This is a genomic window from Acidiplasma aeolicum, from assembly GCF_001402945.1.
GTDB lineage: Archaea > Thermoplasmatota > Thermoplasmata > Thermoplasmatales > Thermoplasmataceae > Acidiplasma > Acidiplasma aeolicum.
Window position 1 is genome coordinate 1 of sequence record NZ_LKBG01000034.1, and the last position, 21294, is coordinate 21294.

Sequence of the window (21294 nt, forward strand, 5' to 3'; positions counted from 1 at the left end):
CAATAAAGAAAATTGCAGCCAAAAACCATAAAAAACCATCAGAAATGTTACTTGATTTATTATACTGGATGGTTATGCCAATGGAATCATTAAATATATTTACTTACAATGCACAGGAATACATACGGGAGATTGCCAAGGCTGGAACAAACAGCGATATTACATTATACCATAGAAAGGACGGAGACAGGATATTTACATTTATAGAGCCCTCAAAGTATCCTGATAAGCTTTCATCCTTAACAGATTCAATATTTCCGGCGGATATTGCCGTTATTTCAGGAAAAAATCTTGACAAACATTTTGGTGAGGTGATCGTTGCCCTTGATTTGATGGGCAAGAAAAATGGATTTATAATATCGGATGAGGATAAAAAGGATATAATAAAAAAAATTATTTCAAATACAAATTTAAGAAATTATAATATATTTACTGGCAGACCAATGGAACTTGTGGATCAATTATCCGATGTTATTCCTGAAAGAAAATTAAACGGAAATTATACATTAATAGATCATTTTTTTAAGGTGAGGGGGGTTGGCACTGTTGCCCTTGGATTTGTTCTTTCAGGCGAAATTAAAAAACATGATAAATTAATAATTTCGGATATTGATAAGGAAATAGAGATAAAATCCATACAGATGAATGATGTTGATGTTGAATCAGCCAGCACCGGGTCAAGGGTTGGGCTGGCACTTAAAAACATTGAACCAGAATCCATGTCCCGTGGCATGCTGCTATCGGATAAACCGTTTGAGTATAAAACTGAAATATCAGGAAATATAAATATACACAGTTCCGTGAAAAACAGGCCTGAAAACAGCTATGAGGCATTCGTTTCAGATATGATGAGATACCAGCGCGGGCGTGTTGAAAATAATAAGATAATTCTTGATAAAAAAATACCTGTAATAAAAAATAATATTGTGTTAAGCAATAATAATATTATCCCCAGGGTTTTTGCAACCCTGAATTTTTAATTTTATTTTCAATCATTTCCCTTGTTCCTATGTCATGCCTTATATAATAACTTCCAGTTATGTACTTTAAATGTTCCTCAACTATGTCTGAGGCCTCATATATTGAGTCTGAAATCCCTGTAAGTGCAAGTGCCCTTGAATGTCCAGTTTTGACAGTTTGCATTGTTCCTGAAACAGAGGCATAGTACAGTTTAAAATTTTCAGATTCGAGATTCGTTCCAATCTTTAATTCTGATTCAACAGGATTTATTCCATATCCTGGTGGTACAATATACTTTAATACTGTTGCCTTTTTTTCAAATTTAATATTATTTTTAAGAGTTTCGCTGTAAATATCCAGAAATATGTCCACAATGTTTGATCTTAATAATGTTAAAACGTTAATACCCTCAGGGTCTGCAAACCTTGAGTTTATTTCAATAACCTTTATACCATGATTGGTGGACATGAACTGGCCGTAGATTACCCCCTTAAATGGATTTCCCTCCTCTCTTAGGGCATATATTATTTTCTTTAATATTCCCTCGGCAATTTCCCTATCTCCAGCTCTCAGGAATGGCAGTGAGAAATTTGAATCTGTAATTGAACCCATTCCACCGGTATTTGGTCCAGTGTCACCCTCATAGAGCCTTTTATAATCCTGTGCGATGGGCATAAATACAAGATGCTTTCCATCTGTAAAGGCCTGTAGTGAGAACTCCTCCCCGCTTTCCTTTTTTTCTATTAAGACCTTCCCATCCCTATTAAGTATGTATCTCGCATAATCCAGAGCCTCATCCTTTCCTGAAAGCTGAAGGCCCATGACCCTAACGCCCTTGCCACCTGTGAGCCCTATTGGTTTAACAGCATATTCACCGTTATTTTCATTAAAAAATTTTTTCAGTGAATCCTCATCATCAAATACATAATTCTCTATATTGCCCTCTATTTTATATTTCTCCATTATGTATCTCATGTATTCCTTTGATGTTTCAATTCTGGCGGCCTTTCTTGATGGTGATGCTGTAGGTATGTGATTTTCAAGCAGGTAATCATTAAGGTCTGTATTTAATATATCATCAGGGCTTATGAATGCTATATCTATATTATTCTCCCTGGCGAAATTCAGTACAAATTCATTTGCATTATCACCGTATTTAATATATTTGTGGGACATTTTTATAATCGATGGGTTCTCATTTAATATCACACTGTATAATGTATCCTTTTCATTAATTTTCCTTGCAATGGCATCCTCCCTTCCACCACTGCCAACAAGCAGAATGTTCATTTTTCAACCTCTTTTTTCAAAGTTCTCTTGTTGATATTGAATTTAGTGTAAAAATTTTTTGTTACATTATACCTGTGTGTGTTTCTATATCTTTTTGCTGATATCATGCCAGATTTTTTTAAAGATTCAACCGCCTCAAGGTAATTATATCCAAACTGTTCCCTTAAATCACCGGAGATTGCATTTGGATGCTTAAATATATATGAGAGCATTGCCAGTTCCTTATCATTGAATTCCTTCTCAATAAATGGTGATACTATATCAGAAAATTCATCAGAAAGCTTTATTTTATATTTATTTCCAAATCTCCCCACTGTGAGTGAACTGTTTATCTCTTTATAACCTGTTTCTATTGCCTTAATGGCCTTTAAAACCTCATTATTGTCAATGTTCAAATAATCGCCTATATCAGAAACTTTTAGTGGCTCCTTGCTTGAATATAATATTGCCTCAATTTTTTTAACAGTATCATCCATAAAAAACTATATGCATAATATAATTTTATTTTTATCCATATAATTATCTGATTGATTTTATCATTATTTTAATTTATTTATTAAAAAACTATATATATTATCAATATATTCATGCAATATGAGAGAACATCTGTTCGGTAACAATGTTCAAAAGAATTATCAAAATAATACTGATTTTATTGATTCACCAGCCAAAAAAATGCATAAACAATCAGAATTGTTTTTCCTTTGGTTTGCATCAAATTTAACCATAGGGGATTTTGCTGTTGGCTTTATTCCGGTAATTTTGGGGCTTAACCTGTATTTATCACTGCTTGCATTCCTAATTGGCAATCTCCTGGGATCCGCAATGGTTGGCATAGTGTCATTAAGCGGTCCAAAAACTGGATTGCCACAGATGGTTCTGGGCTTCCGCGCCTTTGGTCTTAAATTTGGAAAGGCCATGTCAGTACTTCAATACATTAATACACTTGGATGGCTTACAGTAAATATTGTACTGGCATCTTTTGCATTTTCTCTTGCATTTCATCTTGGTAATTATATTGTATCAATAATAATTCTAGCAATAATTATTTTTGTTATATCATTTTCAGGAAGAAAAACCATATCATATTTTGAAAGATCAATGTCCGCCGTTCTTGGTTTAATATTTATTTTTATAATAGTATCCGGCATTTATCATTCATCTTCAATATTAAATTACGCCTCAGTATCATATCCCAGCGGAATAGCCTTTGGAATTACGCTGGCCACCTCGTTTTCATACATAATGTCATGGGCACCGTATGCCTCAGATTATTCAAGATTCAACGAGGATGGTCATGGAATCTTTTATTATACATTCCTTGGTGGATTTATAGCATCCATATGGTCAGAAATAGCCGGAATGATTGTCGCCATAATCTCATTAAACCCCTCAGGAAATCCTGCAACGGACCTGAGCTCAGTATTACATCCATATGGAATCATAGGTCTGTTTGCAATATTTCTGGGTGGTATAGCAGCAGATGCCATTAATTTATATTCAAATTCCATTTCTCTTTTGACGGCAGGTATAAAAATCACAAGAAAACAGGCCTCAGTTCTTGGCATTATAATAGCCGGAATTTTATCCCTAATAACATATGCACGGTTTTATTCATTTTATGAGGATTTTCTTTTTATACTCGATTACTGGATAACACCATGGATAGGTATAATGATTTCAGATTTCTTTATTGTAAATAAATTAACAAAATTCAGAACTGATATAATACCAGGTTTTAATTATGCCGGTATTATATCATACCTTACAGGGCTTTTACTATCCATACCATTTATGGACCCTGGGGTTGTATATGAGGGAATTATATCAAAATTATATCTTGGAGGTGTTGATGTAAGTTATTATGTATCATTTACGGTTGCCCTGCTTATGTACCCTGTAATAACAAAAATAATTAATAAACGTTATATAAGCAATAATGCTAAATGACAGGGAAATACTGGAATATGTGAAAAATGGCAAGCTTATATCTGAGAACTTTAAGGAGGCCTCGCTTACACCCAACGGCTACGATTTAAGGGTCGGCAACATCATACCTGGTGAGGACATAGAAAGTAAAACATTATTCTTTATTTCATCGTTGGAGGTTATTAACATGCCAGATAATATTACTGCATCATTGTATATAAAATCACGGTATGCCAGAAAGGGAATATTTGGATCCTTTGGTTTCGTTGATGCAGGTTTCCATGGAAACTTAACAATGTCCTTTATTAATTATGGAGACAAAATTACAATAAAAAAATATGATCCTGTGGTGCAAATTGTCTTTTTTACAATTAAGGAGCCTGAAAAAAATTATGAAAATCGTTCCGGGAATTTTCAGAATAGCCATGGGATAAGGTTGGAATGATATCCTTTATAAATGTATTATAAAATATTTTAATTACAACCATTTCCGTGGGGGCTCATTTAGATTTCATGGTTATTGATTTCCAGAAAATAAATTTAGTTAATACATAACATATGCCTGATTCCTAATATAAAATAGATAATTTTTCATAAATATGAATTAAAAATAATGAAAAACCTTTAATTTATTAAAATTATTATGATTATGATAATTATGTCAGAAATACTGGAAATTGCAAAAATGGATCCTGAAAAAAGAAAGGATGAAATGCTGAAGCTTTTAGGTGAGATTTTAAAACAGGATGACAACACCAAGGTCAGCACAATGAAAAATCTTATAATGGAAATGTCCAGGGCTGACGATAAAACATATATTGGTTTATGCACAACAAATATGACAATTGCCTCATCATTGCCTGACAACCAGTTAAGTGCCTTTGTTTCATTAAGAATGAGGGCAAATTCAGAACTTCCTGACGATATTAAATCCAGGGATATGAAAATGATTCAGGAAACCCTAAATGAACTTCCGGCAGATGTTAAACAGAGAATGATGAAATTTATGGGAAATTAAAAAAAATTTAATATAAAATATAATAATTTTTTTTAACAATTGTTTACCAGCCGCGATCCTGAAGTTTTTCTATATTCTCTATTTCAAGACCGGCCATACCCTCAAGTCCAGAGGAAACGTCAGAAATTAGCTTGTAATCCTCAAAGTTTTCTGTTGCATCAACAATTGCCTGGGCCATCTTCTCAGGATTCCTCGATTTAAATATTCCGCTGCCAACAAAAACACCATCCATGCCCATTTTCATCATCAGCGCAGCATCGGAAGGTGTTGCAACACCTCCAGCGGCAAAATTAACAACCGGAAGCCTGCCCATTTTTTTAATGTCCTTTAATACCTTAAATATTGAATCTATTATTGTCTTGGCATCCATTCCATAATAAACATCATTAAGTGGCAGTTTTTTTGAATCACCAAAGAGCTCCATGGATGTCTGTTCTCTCAGTGATGTATAGCTTTTTGATATGGATTCTGCAACATTGTATAATTCATCATTTGTTAAATCCTTCAGTATTTTTATTCCATCATTTACTGTTCTTATGTGCCTCATTGCCTCTATTATATTTCCGGTACCTGCCTCACCCTTTGTTCTTATCATTGCTGCGCCCTCAAATATTCTCCTTACAGCCTCTGGAAATGTCCTTGCACCACATACCACAGGAACCTTGTAAAGCTTCTTGTTTATATGATAAAATGGATCAGCAGGTGTTAATACCTCACTTTCATCAAGCATATCAACACCAAGATTTTCAAGCACATATGCCTCAGTTATGTGCCCTATTCTAACCTTGGCCATGACAGGTATTGATACTGCATTTATTATTTCCTTAATTTTTAGTGGGTCTGCCATTCTTGCCACGCCACCCTCCTTTCTTATATCTGCTGGAACCCTTTCCAGCGCCATTACTGCCACGGCACCTGACTTTTCAGCTATCTTTGCCTGCTCGGCCGTGGTAACATCCATGATAACGCCACCCTTGGTCATTTTGGCAAATCCACGCTTAAGCAACTCATCACCAAATTTTAATTTGGATAATTCAACCATGGTTAATATATAATTAATTGATATTTACGTATTTTTAATATTGCTATGTTTATATAAATTTTATTATAATATAAGTAAATGTACAAAAATAAGAACATGAAACTATTATTAATTAAAACAATATTATCTTGTCATGAACACTCTGGTCATCGCCAATCCGGGCACAGGTAAAACCACAAACATATCAATGGAGGTTGCAAAATTATTAAAAAACGGCATTTCGGCTAAGGATATCCTGTGCATAACGTTTACAAACAAGGCCGTTGAACAGCTCCGTTCTAAAATTAATGAGTTTATTTCTAAATTTAACATCCCGGGAAATGCATACGATATTAAGGTCATGACATTTCATGGATATGCATATGAACAGCTAAGTGAAAGTCTAAACCATAGGGACATAATATCTTACAATGTGGTAAGATACCTCATATTTAAAAAATTAAATGAAATTAGGGCATTTAATTATTCACGTGAATATATTATTGATACGTTAATACCAAAGATAGAAAACGCATTAAGATACATAAAAAGCTTTGGTATACTTCCAGAAGATATTATTAAAAATCATGATGATATAATAATCAATGTAAAGAATCTATACAAACAAAAAAGGATAAGAAACATATCAATGGAAGAGGAATTATATCTGTTTGAATATTTTATAGAGGCTTTCAAATACTATGAGGAAAATAAAAATAATTATGATTTTAATGATCTTTTAATGCAGTGTTTGAAACTTCAATACAGGGATAATTATAAATATATTTTTGTTGACGAGCTTCAGGATGTAAATGAGCTTGAGGCCCAGCTTGCACTTTCAGCAGGTGAAAATAAATACTTTGTTGGAGACAAAAAACAATCCATATTTGGTTTTCAGGGAGGTGCACTTTCAGTTTTTGAATCCCTAATTAAAGACCCCAATTTTACAAAAAAATCCCTTGATACAAATTACAGAAGCACTGAAAACATATTAAAATATGCTAAAGCGTATTACATCAAAAATGCCAGTGACAGTTCAGAGGAGCTAAACAATTTTCATGGTATAATGGAACAGGGAAATATTGTTACTATTATAGAATCAGAAAACCCAGAGGCCACTGTTGCAATGGCACTAAAGGGTTTAAAGGGAAAAACAGGTGTACTTGCCAGAACAAATGATCAGATATCATTAATATCAGAATATTTGGACAGAAACGGAATAGAATACTCAAGTGACACAACAACGCATACCGTAATTGAGGCTAAAAATGATATAATAAACTTTTTGAGGGGAATTTTTTATGATGACCCCGAAAATATAACAAGGTCTCTATTTTCAGTATTTTCTGGGATGACATTAAAGGAGGCATTTGAAACTTCCGAAAATATAAAAAATGCAAATTATACACTGGATATATTTAGTGATGATAATCCTGTTCTTGGGCTTAAAAAAATGGGATTTAACAGGGAAACCATTAAAAAAATATTTGAGGAACGAATAATACCAATAGCAGCATCAATAAATCGCGAATATTTTATTACAGCAAGAACGGTTAAGGCCGCAATAGATGAATTTTTCTCCATGAACAGTGATTATACAAGGTCTGACTTTTTTAATTTTCTTGACCTGATTTATTCAGAGGAATTTATGGAGGCCGGAGAAAAAGATATTGTTTTAACAACCGTACATAAGGCAAAGGGGAGAGAATTTGATAATGTAATTTACATCCCAAAAAAAACAAGAAAATCCGAGGCGTTTATAGATGTTATAAGCTCGGCGATAATAAAATCAATAAAAAATATAGATGTGGAAAAGGAACTTGATGAGGAGAGCATTAGAATAAATTTCGTTGCAATAACCCGGGCAAAATATAATTTAACCATTATAAGCACGCCCGGGGAGATGCCAAATTTTTCCATACCTGAATATTCAACTGTTTTAAGCGGTAATACTGACGGTTTAAATAATAATTCATTTAATAAATACAATGAGGCCTATTTTCAGTTTGTTGCCGGTAACTATGATAGATCAAGGGATATACTTAGTGAAAATACATCATGGCTTGTATCAGAAATATATAATTTTTTTAAATCAAAAAATGTCCTATCATTTTCATTAATAAGCTCAATTGATAATCCATTCCAGTTTTTAAAACGCTATATATTAAGATTGGATGAAAAAACAACAGCATTGTTAATAGGGCTCCAATCCCATGAGCTTGCGGAACTAAACTATAAAAATGAAATAGAAGAGGAAAATCTTGAGGAGGATCAGGCCAGCACACTGGAAAGAATAAGATCAATAAACAATGAAATAGAAAGAAATTTTAATGCAAGGCAGATAGAATCGGAGACAGGCATAATAATAAAGGTTAATGAAATGTTTGATGAATTCAAGGGCATAGATGATTCAATAATGTTTTATGGGAAACTTGATGCCGTTTTTGCAGGTGATGGAAATATTATAATACTGGATTACAAAACAGATAAGAACACGGGCAATGCAAATCACCACCGCGTTCAGCTACTATCATATAAAATTCTTTATTCTGTTAAAAACAGCGTTCCGGTGGAAAAAATATTCACAGCCCTCGGATATATAAGGCTCCGTGGAAATATCAACACAAATAAAATAGAACATGGCATAGTGTACAAGGAACCGGACAAAAATAGCGAGGAAAAACTAAAAAATTATATTACTAAATTCCTTGAATACAAAAATAATCCTGAAAAATTCATACAGGATTTGTTGAATGCCAATGACAACAGCGTATTATATAAAAGGATTAAAAACATGCTCATCAATTTTTCAAAAATGTGAAATATTTATTCTTCTAAAGTAAATAATATATATTGTCTAGCAATATATAAAAAATGTCATTGATATTTATACTCATAAAATTCATATCAATATTAGTTGGCTCAATTTTTGCTGGTTTTATAGGGTCACTAACAGGCCTTGGCGGTGGCACTGTCCTTGTTCCAATACTCACATTATTTTATGGAATACCATTTATTTTTGCAGCCGGTGCAAGCCTTATATCAACAATTGCAACATCTGCAGGTTCAGCAAGCGCATACACAAGAAAGAAAATTGCAAATATTAAGATTGGAATTGGTCTGGAAATAGCAACAACAACAGGTGCAATTGTCGGCTCATTGACACTTGTATTTATAGACAGGCATGCGCTTATATGGGTTGTTTATGTCATCTTTGGTCTTGTACTTTTATTCTCGTTAATACCGACCATAAGAAAGATAGGTGCCGAGGTTCCACCCGAAATGCCTCCAGACTGGACCACAAGAGTTTTCCAGCTTACCGGTCAGTACTATGATGAGCATTTGAAACAGACTGTAAAATATAAGGGTGTAAGATGGTGGCTTGGTGAGATCGTAATGTTCTTTGCAGGTTTTGTTTCAGGGCTTCTCGGCATAGGTTCAGGTGCATTAAAGGTTCTAGGAATGGACTGGGCCATGAACCTGCCAATGAAGGTTACAACCACATCAAGTAATTTTATGATAGGTATAACGGCTGCAACAGGTAGCTCAATATACTGGTATGAGGGTTATATTAACGTTTTTATAGCAGCCGCAACAGCCATAGGGGTTCTCATAGGTGCGTTTTTTGGTGCCAAGGTTCTTGTAAGAATATCAAATCAGAATATAAGATGGGTATTTTTTGCAATATTATCATTTTTGGGTTTTGATATGGTTTTTAAGGGCCTTCATATAATAAATTTTATAATTACGTTCTCACTGACAATACAGTTCTTTATATCCATAGCAATATCAATAATTATGATATCTGCGCTTTACATACATACAAGAAGAAAGGAATGGAAGGAGGTGAAATAAAATGAAAAATCATGATGATGAAATAATTATTAGTTATTTTCTGCGTGCCGGTGTAATTATAAGTGTATCATTTATTGTACTTGGCGTAATATTAATGTTTGTAAAGAATGGTGGTGATGGATTTACACTGTCACAGCTATCATCATATAACTATGCATTGAATCATGGAATTGATTCCAAGTCACTTCCCCTTGGCCTGATACCTGAGGGATTAAGATCCCTGGATGGTCTTTACTTTATAACAGTTGGGCTCTGGGTGCTAATATTTACACCAATAACAGTGGTTTTTATAGGCTGGATTTCCTTCCTTGAGGATAAAAATTACAGGTATGTTTTAATGGCCTCAATTGTGTTATTTAACCTGTTCTTTGCAATGCTTGTTGTTCCCAGATTTATTGGATAAATAACAAAATTATAATATTTTATTATTATATTATATATTGAATGGCAATAAATAACTCATTTTTTGGTTATACGCGCCGCTTTGAACCAAAGGATACAGACAGGGTTATGCAGATAATCCGTGAATCACTTTCAGAGTATTATACAAAATCCCTTATAATTGACCTTTATAATGCATGGCCTGAGGCATTTCTTGTCTATGATAATTTAAATGATATAACCGGGTTCATTATTGGGTCAAAGTATTCCGGTACTGAGGGTCGCGTACTTTTATTTGCCGTTGATAAAAATTACAGAAACAGTGGTATAGGTTTTAAACTTTTAAACGACCTTACAAAGGTCATGATTGGCTTCGGTCTGTCAACAATTAGGCTCGAGGTTAGAACAGACAATGAAAATGCAATCAGGTTCTATAAAAAGAATGGTTTTTCAATTATATCAACATTAAAGAATTATTATTCTGATCTTTCAGATGCATATTTAATGTGGAAAATTTTATAAAAATTAATTTTAAAAATTATTAATAAATTTAGAATACATCAACCTTGCCATCAACGAACATGTTTGTAAGGTCAGATATATGTGCAAGCTTGTCATCGGCTATTGCCCTTATGTTGTTTTTATGTTTGGAATGGTCCACATTGTCCTCATATATAACCTGTATTCCGGCAACATGGGGCTCATCAACGGGCCTGCCAATCTGTGATACTATCCTCACAAGAACCTCCTTGATATCGCCACCCTCCTCCTCAACAATCTTGTTTGCAATTATGTTTGATAGCACATTATAAAGCTTTCCAACATGTGTAACCGGGTTCTTTCCCGCAGCAGCCTCCATACTCATGGGCCTGTACGGTGTGATAAGCCCTGTTACCCTGTTGCCTCTTCCAACAGAGCCGTCATCGCCGTTTTCCATTGAGAGGCCAGTAACTGTAAGATAATAAACCTTATCCTCCTTTATATCCCCGGTATTAACAAATACCTTAATATCATTGTCCGTGTATTTTATGGCATTGTCCATAATTTTGTTTGTTAATTCTTCCTTTATTGAATAATATTCTGTTGGGTCCTTCACATACTTATCAACGTATGCTGCTGCCACTGTAAGGTTTATGGTTTTGTTTTTCCTGAACCCCATAACCTTTATATCATAACCTATCTGTGGAAGTGTTTTCTTTAATTCACCGTTTATGTAATTTTCTGTTAATTTTACAATTTTTTCTGTATCTGTAAATGGTGCGAATCCCACACCGAATGATGTGTCATTTGCCTTGAATTTTCTTGTGTCATATAAACCCCTTAAATCTATAGATCCATTTCCTATTCTGGAGTCTATCATAACATCAGCATCTATATCAAGATCCGGAAAATGATCCCTTAAATAATCCTTTGCTGATTTTATTGCAATTGATTTTACAGGAACCCTTTCATCACCAACGGTTGATGTGGCCCTCCCACTTAATAATATATATGTTGGTTCAAGTACATTGCCACCACCAAATTTTGGATCAGCCTGCCCGCCGACAACCTCCACCTGATCGGTGTTATGATGCAAAATTCTGCCATAGTTCTTAATATAATACTTGCTCAGTGCCCGGCTTACTGATTCGGCAATCCCATCCGCAACGCTGTCAGGATGGCCAATACCCTTTCTCTCTACAATTTCAACCTCCCTGCTTGCAGTTGGGCTCTGTTTTATCTGTTCAACCTGTATGTTTCTCTCCACTTTTAACTGTGATTCCATGGTGAATTGATTGGTAAATGTTCTTAAATCTTTTGCATAAACGGTTATTAAATTACTCTTTACTTATTAATATTACTATCAGTAATACGCACGTATCAATACATTTTTATTATAACTTTTTATATCCTATTATGAAAGCCCTTATAAGTGTTTATAATAAATCCGGCCTGCTTGATTTTTTGAAATTTATGGGTAATAATATTGAGTTAATATATGCAACTGATGGCACATTCAAATATCTGTCAGATAATGGCATTAAGGCATTTCCAACATCTGAACTAACAGGATTTGGGGATATTTTAGACGGTCGTGTGAAAACACTTCACCCTGCAATATTTTCCGGGCTTTTATCAAAAAGGGATTTAAAAAGCAATAACGAGCTTAAAAAATATAATTATCCAGATTTTGATATTTTAATTTCAAATCTGTATCCATTCAGTGAGGCGGCAAAAACTGGGGATTTGGCTAAAATGATTGAAAATATTGACATAGGTGGTGTATCATTAATCAGGGCTGCCGCAAAGAACTATAAAAACGTTGTTGTGATTTCTGATCCTGATGATTACCAGTATGTAGAGGATGAATTCAATGTGAACAAGGAGATATCAATGAAGGCACGTGAGTACCTTGCATTAAGGGCGTTTTCCCGTGCTGCAGTTTATGATATAAATATTTATAATAACCTGTACCAGCGTCTCAATGGTGAGGAACCAGATGAATTATTTATACACGCCTATGATGGTGTCAAATTGCGTTATGGTGAAAACCCCAATCAGAAGGGATTTATGTACCGCACAGAAAAAAAATTGGGAATACCAAATGCCGTACAGTTAAATGGCAAGGAATTATCATACAATAACATACTGGATGCCAATGCCGCGCTGGAAACAGTTCAGGATTTTGATGAACCAACATCAGTTATAGTGAAGCACAGGACACCATCCGGTGTGGCCTCTGATGCCTCATTGAGTGCGGCCTTTAATAAATCATATAATGCAGACCCTGAATCAGCCTATGGTTTTGTTGTTGCTGTAAATAGAAAGCTGGATATTGAAACAGCCAGGGAAATGGAGCATAAGTTTATAGAGGTTTTAATAGCCCCAGATTATGATGGTGATGCCCTTTCACTTTTAAAAAAGAAAAAGAATTTAAGGATACTAAGGGCAAATATGGAAAGGGATAATTCATATGCCATTTCATCTGTTTCCGGTGGCGTACTGGTTCAGACAAGGCTAAATCCCAATTTTGAATCCATGGATCTTAAAACAGAATATCAGGCATCTGAGGAACAGATAAACGATTTAAAATTTGCGTGGAAGATAGTTGCACATACAAAAAGCAATGCAATGGTTCTGGTCAAAAATAAAGTTTCAACAGGAATTGGAGCCGGCCAAACATCAAGAATAGAGGCATTAAAGATTGCAATAGACCGTGCGGGAGATAATGCGTCCGGGTCTGTGATGGCATCTGATGCATTCATACCGTTTGATGACTCTGTAATAGAATGCCATAAGCATGGAATTACAGCAATAATAGAACCGGGTGGGTCCATAAGGGATGCAGATGTAATAAACCGTGCAAATGAATATAAGATGCCGCTATACTTTACCAATAAAAGAGTGTTTTTACATTAAATTATTGTTATTATTAATGCAATTAGATAACCTGCTATGGCACCGGAGTTTATTAATGGCAGCCCCGGGGCAGGCTTATTTTTATTTATATAAAAAAGAATTATCATGGCACTTATTGAACCAAGCGTTGTTAGTATAAAATACAAATATATATGTGAGATATTACTTATACTGGCTGATATTACCAGTATTTCAGGTATTGCCATATCACCAAATCCAAGCATCATAACATTATTCTCACCGCGATTATCGAATGTAAGATCCCGGAGTTTCATGTTATAATTTTCAGGCAGTGTAAACATCAATGGAAATGAATTGTCAACTGCTGCCCTTGCCAGGGATACCATATGCTTTGTTTTGTAAACAGATATATAATCATAGACTGCAAAAACTATTAAAAGTGCTATTGCAATATACACTCTTAAAATATTGCCAAGGATGGCAGCAGAACCGCTTATCATTAATATACCGGCCGCATCTGTGATATACCATTCATTTTTAAATATAATTAAATACCCAAAGATACCGGTTATTAATATTATAATTAGATAATATTCAATAAAATTAACTGAAATTATATCGGCTATTATGCTTGATACCACAAATACCATGTATATTACCGCTGCCAGAAAAATGGCCCTTATGATATCAGCATGCTTCTTTACAAGCATCAGGATAATGGCTGTAAATACAATTAAAAATACAAGATAATAGAGGACAAAATAGATATTTACCGCTGATTTCTCACTTGCTATGCCTGGTATTTGATGTATATTTATTGCCAGATAAAGAGCCAGCAATGAAGATAAAACGAAAAAGAACACTGCCAGTAATTCACTCCTTAGCTTTTTCACCCTTATCCTTCCTGTTGTATTCACATTTTATATTTGGGCAGAACTTCCACCTTCTTTTACCGTTAATTAATAAAAGCAACGGTGCACCACAGTAAGGGCACACCTCACCGGTGCTGTTTATTATTCCCTTCTGCGGCAGCGGATATGTTACAGTGCATTTTGGATAATTTGAACACCCAAGAAACCGTTTTCCATATCTTGACTGCCTTATAATCAAATCACCGCCATCCGAGGGGCATTTTCCATACGTATTTTTATTATAGGAACATTCTGGGTCAATGCACCTTATTTCAGGTGATTGCCCCCTCCTTATTATTTTTATTAATGGCAATCCACATACAGGGCATTTTTTATCTGTTAACTGTATTAATGGTGTTCCAGATATATTAAAGTTTATTTTGCATTCATCGTTGCTGCATTTTATTTTTTCAAAATTTCTGTATTTTATAACGGATATGTCACCATTATCAATGGGGCATTTTCCAATTACCTCACCCTTATTTGCATATTCTGTTATTGTTTCCTTAATGCTATCCCTGTTTGACCTGAAGTTTTTAAGCACCTCATGAAGCATTAATCTGGATTCATTAACAACATCAATTTCATTCTTTTTATTTTCGGCTATTTCATCCATTTCCTTTTCAAGTTTTGCAGTCATATCCGGTTTTGCAATATCAGAATCGATTGATGTTACTGATTTAATAAATCCTATGCCAAGCGGTGTTGGCCTTACAGGATTACCAGTGGCAAAATTTCTATCATTTAGTTTCTGTATTATATCATGCCTGGTGCTTTTGGTTCCAAGGTTTAATGACTCCATCATCTTTAAAAGTGATGCTATGTCATATCTTTTTGGGGGTTCTGTTTCCTTTTCCTCTAGGTTCCATTCCCTGCCACTTACAGATTCTCCAGATTTTAATTCTGGAAGCCTAATTTCATTCAATTTTCTAAATTTATAAATTTCATACCATCCCGGATCCAGTATTCTCTGGCCTGTTGCAACAAAAATATGACCATTTATCTCTATCTCTGCCCTGGATGACTCTATCCTTGCATTTTTATAAAGCGTTGCGAGAAATCTGCGAACTATTAAATCATATACTGTTTTATATGCTCCATTCAAAGGCTTTTGCGGTAAATTAACAGGGTATATTGGAGGGTGGTCAGTTGTTTCAATTTTTCCCCTTGATGGAATAATCCTTTCCTGATTGATTACAAGTTTCGCCTCGTTTTCATAATCTGATTTAAGGAATTTTTCAGCTATGCTTTTTAATGGTATTGACCTTTGATACACTGTATTGTCAGTTCTTGGATAGCTTATTAATCCAGACATGTAAAGTTTTTCAGCCACCTTCATTGCATTTGAAGGTGTAATGCCAAGCCTTGATGCCTCTCTCAGAAATTCTGTTGTGCTGAATGGTACAGGCTTATAAACTTCCTTCTCCTCCCTATCATAGCTTTTTACCGTGCCATCCCTGTTATTTATGTCATTAAAAATTGATTCAGCCTCGGATTTATCCTTAATATCTTTTTCATATCTAGCCGTAAAATCTATTTTTTTGTTAAATTTTACAGAAATCTGATAATATTTTTCAGGTATAAAGTTCTGTATTTCCTCTTCCCTCTTGACAATAAGTGCAAGTGTTGGGGTCTGCACACGGCCCACAGAAATAAAATCCTTCCATAATCTGTTGCTTGTAACCGAAAAAAATCTGGTTAAAACTGCACCCCATAGAAGGTCTATTTCCTCCCTGGCCCTTGCCGAATCTGCAAGTCCATAATTAACGTCTATTAAATTTTTAAATGCATCCTTTATTTCCTGATTTGTGAGTGCACTGAACTTTGCACGCTTTACCTCTGTATAATTTTTAAGGAATTTTAAAGATTCAACACCTATTAACTCACCCTCACGATCATAATCAGTTGCAATAATGACTCTTTTTATATCATTAAATGATTGAAGTGCATCAGAGGCTTTTTTATTCTTAATATTATAAACAATCTCTGAATCTATAAGCTTATCAAGGTCTGATTTTATCCAGTCCTTAAAACTTTCGGGGAAATCAGATTCAACAATATGGCCGCTAAGTGCAACCATTATATTTTTTTCACCATTATCATCAAATTCAATATAGCTTATATTCTTTGACTTTTTCTGGTGCATGTTTTTTTCTGAAAGTATATATGCTATCCTCCTGCCTGCATCAGCCTTTTCTGCTATAATTAGATTAATCGACATTTATTTCAGGATATTATAATACCATGTTACATAAAGATTATTGAATAAATGATTAAATTTAATTTTAACATTTTTATCATCTTATCCAGTTCAATGATCTCCTAACAGCCCTTCTCCAAATTAAATAATCATTTATATATGAATCGGGATTCAGATCAGGCTTAAATATTCTGTCAAATTTCCAGAGATGCTTTATATCATCAATTTTCATAATGCCGGAGGATACCGCATTCAGGTAAAAAATACCTGCAGCAGTGTTTTCAGGATTTTCTGACCTTAATACATTAATTCCGGATAGCCTCGCCTGGAAGCGCATAAGTTCATCATTTCTGCTGGACCCACCATCACATCTCAAATCAATTATACCCAACTTTTTTCTTATAATTCTAATAACATCCTCCACCTGGAATGCAATAGATTTGATAACCGCTGAAATAAGCTCTTTATTTCCGGTATTTCTTGTTATGCCTATAAACATGCCACGGGCACCATCATTCCAGTAAGGTGATCCCAGGCCAGAAAATGCCGGAACAAAGTAAACATCATTTTTATTATCCAGATTATACCATGTATTTTTTCCATTTAATGCCTTTAGTGCCCATTCAAATGCCGATCCCGAGTTGAATATGCTTCCCTCAAGCGCATAATATGCACACCCATCATTAAGTGAATATGCCACTGTGGATATAAGGCCATGGGCATTTAGAATCCTTTTGCCGGTGTTTGCCATTATAAATGATCCAGTTCCATAAGTATTCTTTACGTTTCCGTTGGAAAGTGCGTTCTGGCCCACCATGGATGCACTCTGATCGCCTGCCATGGCCATTACAGGAATGCTATTTCCACTTATTTTTGCATATCCAAAATTATGCGTGGATGAATGTACCTCAGGCAAAATATCTCTGGGTATTTTAAATATTTCAAGTAAATCATCATCCCATGAAAGTTTTGAAATATTAAACAGCATGGTTCTGGATGCATTTGTGTGGTCAGTTGCATGCACGGCCCCATTTGTAAGTTTCCATAGTATCCATGAATCCATGGTTCCGGCAAGCAAGTCCCCATTTTTAACCGTGCCTAATTCATCTTTAACATTATTTAGCACCCATTTAATTTTCATTGCACTGAAATATGGATTTGCAACAAGCCCTGTTCTTCTTCTTATCAATTTTTTATAATTATTAAAATCTGGAATATCCATTTTCCTTTTATCCTGCCATGATATGCCATTATAAACAGGGATTCCTGTACGTTTATTCCATATTATAATGCTCTCACGCTGGTTCGTAATTCCAATTGAGCATATTTGGCTGGAATCTATTCCTGCATTTTCCATTGATTTTTTTAATGTTCTTAAAACTGCATTATAAATTTCAAGTGGATTAAACTCAACAAGGCCATTGCCCGGATAATATAGATTAATTCTCTCAGATTCAATTCCCACAATTTTTCCATCATCATTGAATATTACTGACCTTGTTGATGTTGTTCCCTCATCTATTGATATGAAATATTTTTTCATGGATAAACCATTATAAAGAATAAACATAATTAATTTTATGCAAAAAAGAATATTGATATAAATTATTTATTAATTAATTGTATATTCGAAATCTTTTTTAAATGCTTCATGTTATTGACCCATATGTATTCTGGAAAAAAGGCGTTTTTGGTTAACGGACGTGGAAGGTATATAGATGATATAAATCTGCTGGACATGCTTTATATGAGTATTTATCGAAGCCCATATGCAAGGGCAAGGTTAAAGAATATAGATGGTGGATTAAATTCACATGAACTCAGGGCATACTATAAGGCTGCAGTGGGAGAGATGGCTGATCTTTCTGGAGGAAGAGAGGATTTAAAATTATATCGGGAACCGGTACTTGCGATTGATTATGTAAACTATGTTGGTCAGCCCATAGCTGCTGTTTTTGGGAAAAATAAATATGATAGTGAGGATAAACTCTCTGAAGTAAACGTCGATTTCGAACCAATGCAGGCAGTATCATCCATTGATGAATCACTTAAAAGTGATCCTGTTCATAACGGTGCATCCAGCAATATTTTGGCATCGTATACACTTGGCACAAAATTTGATGAAAAGGATATAGATTATGATATCTCCCTGGAGGATGAATTTTTTAATGAAAGAATCCTTGGCAATTCCATAGAAACAAGGGGATGCATTGCAGATTATCGGGATGGTTTTTTAACATTCTATGCCTCAACGCAGTCTGTACATTCAATAAAGAATGGTCTGGCATCCACACTTGGCCTTGATAGGGATAAAATTAGGGTGATTCAGGCTGATACCGGCGGTGCATTCGGTTCCAAGGGCGGTTATTATCCCGAATATTTAATTGCGGCATATGCTTCAATGAAATATAAAAAGCCGGTAAAATGGATAGAAACAAGATCTGAATACCTCATGGCGGCATATGCGGGCAGAGGTGTAAAATCATGGGCAAAAATATATGCAAAAAATAATGGTAAAATCACCGGCATTCAGGTTAAACTTTATGTTGATGCAGGCGCATATGATGCTGGTACGGGTTCTTTTGCACCCTATTTTATAGGATATCAGATAACCGGGCCGTATTTAATAAAAAATGTTTATGTTGAGGCTTCATCTGTAATAACAAATAAATCCCCAATGGGCCCATACAGGGGTGCTGGCAGGCCGGAGGCATCATTTATTATGGAGAGGATGATTGACCTGCTTGCAGATAGAATTGGAAAGGACCCTGCAGATGTAAGGTTAATAAATGCATCCGATGTACCGTTTACATCACCAACCGGGCTTCAGGTCATGGATGCATCCAGGCCATTCCTTGAAAAAGCCCTTAAAACCATGAATTATTATGAAATATCAAAGAATGAAAAAACAGGACTATCATTCTTTGTTTTAATTCCATCAACAAGGCCCGGAGAAAGTGCCAGAATAGTTTCAGGAGATGGACATATAAAGGTTTATCTCGGTGGTGATACACATGGGCAGGGTCATGAGGCATGGGCAAGGAATATAATAAAGGAATATCTTAATGTTGATGAATCTCTGGTTACACTTGAAAATGGTGATACAAAGGAGCTTGATGAGGGTGTTGGTGCATGGGGAAGCAGGTCCGCCATAGTGGGTGGTTCGGCTCTTGTAAATGCATGCAAGAAGATAAGGGAACAGGTAAAATCCAAATTTGGAGAATACGCACCGGACAAATTACTCAATAATCACTTTGATGCAGAGGATTTCTTCTCTGCCGATTTTTCACTTAATTCATTAAATGCAAACATGATCACTGCAAGGGTTTTAAACCACAGTGTTGATATAACCGGCTGGTACTGTTATTACGATCTTGGCAATGTTCTGGATATGGGAAATGTTATTGGTCAGATTCAGGGTGGCGCCCTTGAGGGCATTGGCCAGGTATTATCAGAGGGCATAAAATATTCAGACGATGGCCAGCTGATTACAAACAGCATATCACTGGCGGGGCTGTTAAAGGCAGATGATATACCGGATAAGTTTCATATACATATAGCCGAGAATCCATCCGATGTACCAAGCCATGCCAAAGGTCTGGGAGAATCCCCAACTATAGGCACGCCATCAGCCCTTGCAAGGGCCATAGAACTTAATACCGGAAGGAGGGTAAGGATTACTCCAATTGGTCCGGATTACCTTTAATATTGTGGATTTAAAAAAATATTTTATTTTTCATATCTTGATTTTAACAATTTTATAAATTCACGCATCCACTGTGGATGATCTGGCCAGGCCCTTGCCGATATTAGATTTCCATCGATGACGGCTGCGCCATCCACAAATGTGCCCCCTGCAATTTCAACATCAGGTGCAAGTGCCGGATATGCTGCAGTTTTTCTTCCCTTCAAAACACCCGCAGCAGCCAATCCCAGCGGTGCATGGCATAGCTCTGCCACCGGTTCATTTTTTTCAAAAAAGTACTTAACTATTCTTTTAAAATCAGGGTCATTTCTTATATATTCAGGTGCCCTGCCCCCCGGGATAATTAAGGCATCGTATTCTGAAGGATTTACATCCCTAAATGCCAGATCTGCCTGAAGCTTATATCCCAATTTTTCTGTATATGTGTCGAATCCATCCTCGAAATCATGAACCACAAGCTGTATCTTCTTTTTTTCAGGTGCGGCAACATCAACGTCATAGCCCTCCTCCCTCATTCGCTGTAGTGGATACATTACCTCCAGAGATTCTCCTGCATCTCCTGTAAGAATTAATATTTTTACCATATTATAATAACATAAAAATACATATAAAATTTTCCATTAGATACAATATAAATTTAACATATTATAAAGATAAATAATT

The 21294-nt window shown here is 35.1% G+C and carries 18 protein-coding genes; 10 read left to right on the forward strand and 8 right to left on the reverse strand.

Annotation, left to right across the window (positions count from 1 at the left end):
* A partial coding sequence (locus AOG54_RS01295; protein ID WP_236692423.1) for an EF-Tu/IF-2/RF-3 family GTPase occupies nucleotides 1-980 on the forward strand: 980 nt, incomplete at its 5' end.
* On the opposite strand, the gene purD is transcribed toward AOG54_RS01295, so the two are convergent.
* The gene (gene purD / locus AOG54_RS01300) at nucleotides 946-2250 is read right to left on the reverse strand and encodes a phosphoribosylamine--glycine ligase (RefSeq protein WP_055032301.1); all 1305 of its coding nucleotides are present in this window, start codon (nucleotides 2248-2250) and stop codon (nucleotides 946-948) included. The genes AOG54_RS01295 and purD overlap by 35 nt on opposite strands.
* Nucleotides 2247-2726, reverse strand: coding sequence for an SMC-Scp complex subunit ScpB (locus AOG54_RS01305; protein ID WP_048100993.1), 480 nt, complete (start codon nucleotides 2724-2726; stop codon nucleotides 2247-2249). The genes purD and AOG54_RS01305 overlap by 4 nt, the downstream gene beginning before the upstream one ends.
* Nucleotides 2727-2844: 118 nt before the next feature.
* Here AOG54_RS01305 and AOG54_RS01310 point away from each other — a divergent pair, with 118 nt between their 5' ends.
* From AOG54_RS01310 to AOG54_RS01320, 3 genes are all read left to right on the forward strand, one after another.
* Nucleotides 2845-4200 carry a purine-cytosine permease family protein gene (locus AOG54_RS01310; protein ID WP_048100994.1) on the forward strand — a complete coding sequence of 452 codons (1356 nt, stop codon included), beginning with the start codon at nucleotides 2845-2847 and terminating at the stop codon, nucleotides 4198-4200.
* Nucleotides 4190-4624, forward strand: a complete 435-nt coding sequence (locus AOG54_RS01315) for a dCTP deaminase (RefSeq protein ID WP_048100995.1) — start codon at nucleotides 4190-4192, stop codon at nucleotides 4622-4624. Before AOG54_RS01310 ends, AOG54_RS01315 begins: the two co-directional genes overlap by 11 nt.
* Nucleotides 4625-4837: 213 nt before the next feature.
* Nucleotides 4838-5197, forward strand: coding sequence for a dehydrogenase (locus tag AOG54_RS01320; RefSeq protein ID WP_156318737.1), 360 nt, complete (start codon nucleotides 4838-4840; stop codon nucleotides 5195-5197).
* Nucleotides 5198-5240: 43 nt separating this feature from the next.
* On the opposite strand, the gene pdxS is transcribed toward AOG54_RS01320, so the two are convergent.
* A complete protein-coding gene (gene pdxS / locus AOG54_RS01325) occupies nucleotides 5241-6239 on the reverse strand; it encodes a pyridoxal 5'-phosphate synthase lyase subunit PdxS (RefSeq protein ID WP_048100996.1) in 999 nt (332 codons plus the stop codon).
* 133 nt (nucleotides 6240-6372) lie between these two features.
* Here pdxS and AOG54_RS01330 point away from each other — a divergent pair, with 133 nt between their 5' ends.
* Genes AOG54_RS01330 through rimI form a run of 4 tightly spaced genes read left to right on the forward strand, consistent with a single transcriptional unit; the run spans nucleotide 6373 to nucleotide 10976 of the window.
* Nucleotides 6373-9039: an ATP-dependent DNA helicase gene (locus AOG54_RS01330; RefSeq protein WP_055032302.1), complete on the forward strand. Its 2667-nt coding sequence runs from the start codon at nucleotides 6373-6375 to the stop codon at nucleotides 9037-9039.
* 53 nt (nucleotides 9040-9092) lie between these two features.
* Nucleotides 9093-10073, forward strand: coding sequence for a sulfite exporter TauE/SafE family protein (locus AOG54_RS01335; protein ID WP_054963882.1), 981 nt, complete (start codon nucleotides 9093-9095; stop codon nucleotides 10071-10073).
* A gap of 1 nt (nucleotide 10074) precedes the next feature.
* The gene (locus AOG54_RS01340; protein ID WP_048100999.1) at nucleotides 10075-10476 is read left to right on the forward strand and encodes a DUF1634 domain-containing protein; all 402 of its coding nucleotides are present in this window, start codon (nucleotides 10075-10077) and stop codon (nucleotides 10474-10476) included.
* A 41-nt stretch (nucleotides 10477-10517) separates the two neighbouring features.
* Complete coding sequence (rimI, locus tag AOG54_RS01345) at nucleotides 10518-10976, forward strand: ribosomal protein S18-alanine N-acetyltransferase (protein ID WP_048101000.1); 459 nt, start codon at nucleotides 10518-10520, stop codon at nucleotides 10974-10976.
* Between the two features lie 28 nt (nucleotides 10977-11004).
* On the opposite strand, the gene AOG54_RS01350 is transcribed toward rimI, so the two are convergent.
* Nucleotides 11005-12219, reverse strand: coding sequence for a methionine adenosyltransferase (locus AOG54_RS01350; RefSeq protein WP_156150271.1), 1215 nt, complete (start codon nucleotides 12217-12219; stop codon nucleotides 11005-11007).
* A 131-nt stretch (nucleotides 12220-12350) separates the two neighbouring features.
* Between AOG54_RS01350 and purH the strand changes: the two genes are divergently transcribed.
* The gene (gene purH, locus AOG54_RS01355; RefSeq protein ID WP_055032303.1) at nucleotides 12351-13853 is read left to right on the forward strand and encodes a bifunctional phosphoribosylaminoimidazolecarboxamide formyltransferase/IMP cyclohydrolase; all 1503 of its coding nucleotides are present in this window, start codon (nucleotides 12351-12353) and stop codon (nucleotides 13851-13853) included.
* On the opposite strand, the gene AOG54_RS01360 is transcribed toward purH, so the two are convergent.
* The 3 genes from AOG54_RS01360 to AOG54_RS01370 form a co-directional block, all read right to left on the reverse strand.
* Complete coding sequence (locus tag AOG54_RS01360; RefSeq protein ID WP_236692424.1) at nucleotides 13850-14707, reverse strand: presenilin family intramembrane aspartyl protease PSH; 858 nt, start codon at nucleotides 14705-14707, stop codon at nucleotides 13850-13852. The two genes, purH and AOG54_RS01360, sit on opposite strands and share 4 nt — an antisense overlap.
* Nucleotides 14688-16946: a DNA topoisomerase I gene (locus AOG54_RS01365; protein WP_055032305.1), complete on the reverse strand. Its 2259-nt coding sequence runs from the start codon at nucleotides 16944-16946 to the stop codon at nucleotides 14688-14690. The genes AOG54_RS01360 and AOG54_RS01365 overlap by 20 nt, the downstream gene beginning before the upstream one ends.
* Nucleotides 16947-17022: 76 nt before the next feature.
* Complete coding sequence (locus tag AOG54_RS01370) at nucleotides 17023-18495, reverse strand: FGGY family carbohydrate kinase (protein ID WP_054964137.1); 1473 nt, start codon at nucleotides 18493-18495, stop codon at nucleotides 17023-17025.
* A gap of 96 nt (nucleotides 18496-18591) precedes the next feature.
* On the opposite strand from AOG54_RS01370, the gene AOG54_RS01375 reads away from it, so the two are divergent.
* Complete coding sequence (locus AOG54_RS01375) at nucleotides 18592-20631, forward strand: xanthine dehydrogenase family protein molybdopterin-binding subunit (RefSeq protein ID WP_055032306.1); 2040 nt, start codon at nucleotides 18592-18594, stop codon at nucleotides 20629-20631.
* Between the two features lie 23 nt (nucleotides 20632-20654).
* Here the strand turns inward: AOG54_RS01375 and AOG54_RS01380 are convergent, their stop codons facing one another.
* On the reverse strand, nucleotides 20655-21215 hold the full coding sequence (locus AOG54_RS01380; protein ID WP_048101004.1) for a DJ-1/PfpI family protein: 561 nt from the start codon (nucleotides 21213-21215) through the stop codon (nucleotides 20655-20657).
* Nucleotides 21216-21294: the final 79 nt, after the last annotated feature.

What these genes read in the sequence shown, in the direction of transcription:
- AOG54_RS01330 (WP_055032302.1), top strand. Translation starts at nt 6,373, where the DNA reads ATGAACACTCTGGTCATCGCCAATCCGGGCACAGGTAAAACCACAAAC.
- purH (WP_055032303.1), top strand. Translation starts at nt 12,351, where the DNA reads ATGAAAGCCCTTATAAGTGTTTATAATAAATCCGGCCTGCTTGATTTT.
- rimI (WP_048101000.1), top strand. Translation starts at nt 10,518, where the DNA reads ATGGCAATAAATAACTCATTTTTTGGTTATACGCGCCGCTTTGAACCA.
- AOG54_RS01305 (WP_048100993.1), bottom strand. Translation starts at nt 2,726, where the DNA reads ATGGATGATACTGTTAAAAAAATTGAGGCAATATTATATTCAAGCAAG.
- AOG54_RS01350 (WP_156150271.1), bottom strand. Translation starts at nt 12,219, where the DNA reads ATGGAATCACAGTTAAAAGTGGAGAGAAACATACAGGTTGAACAGATA.
- AOG54_RS01320 (WP_156318737.1), top strand. Translation starts at nt 4,838, where the DNA reads ATGTCAGAAATACTGGAAATTGCAAAAATGGATCCTGAAAAAAGAAAG.
- purD (WP_055032301.1), bottom strand. Translation starts at nt 2,250, where the DNA reads ATGAACATTCTGCTTGTTGGCAGTGGTGGAAGGGAGGATGCCATTGCA.
- AOG54_RS01375 (WP_055032306.1), top strand. Translation starts at nt 18,592, where the DNA reads ATGTATTCTGGAAAAAAGGCGTTTTTGGTTAACGGACGTGGAAGGTAT.
- AOG54_RS01340 (WP_048100999.1), top strand. Translation starts at nt 10,075, where the DNA reads ATGAAAAATCATGATGATGAAATAATTATTAGTTATTTTCTGCGTGCC.
- AOG54_RS01370 (WP_054964137.1), bottom strand. Translation starts at nt 18,495, where the DNA reads ATGTTTATTCTTTATAATGGTTTATCCATGAAAAAATATTTCATATCA.
- AOG54_RS01310 (WP_048100994.1), top strand. Translation starts at nt 2,845, where the DNA reads ATGAGAGAACATCTGTTCGGTAACAATGTTCAAAAGAATTATCAAAAT.
- AOG54_RS01380 (WP_048101004.1), bottom strand. Translation starts at nt 21,215, where the DNA reads ATGGTAAAAATATTAATTCTTACAGGAGATGCAGGAGAATCTCTGGAG.
- AOG54_RS01365 (WP_055032305.1), bottom strand. Translation starts at nt 16,946, where the DNA reads ATGTCGATTAATCTAATTATAGCAGAAAAGGCTGATGCAGGCAGGAGG.
- AOG54_RS01315 (WP_048100995.1), top strand. Translation starts at nt 4,190, where the DNA reads ATGCTAAATGACAGGGAAATACTGGAATATGTGAAAAATGGCAAGCTT.
- AOG54_RS01335 (WP_054963882.1), top strand. Translation starts at nt 9,093, where the DNA reads ATGTCATTGATATTTATACTCATAAAATTCATATCAATATTAGTTGGC.
- pdxS (WP_048100996.1), bottom strand. Translation starts at nt 6,239, where the DNA reads ATGGTTGAATTATCCAAATTAAAATTTGGTGATGAGTTGCTTAAGCGT.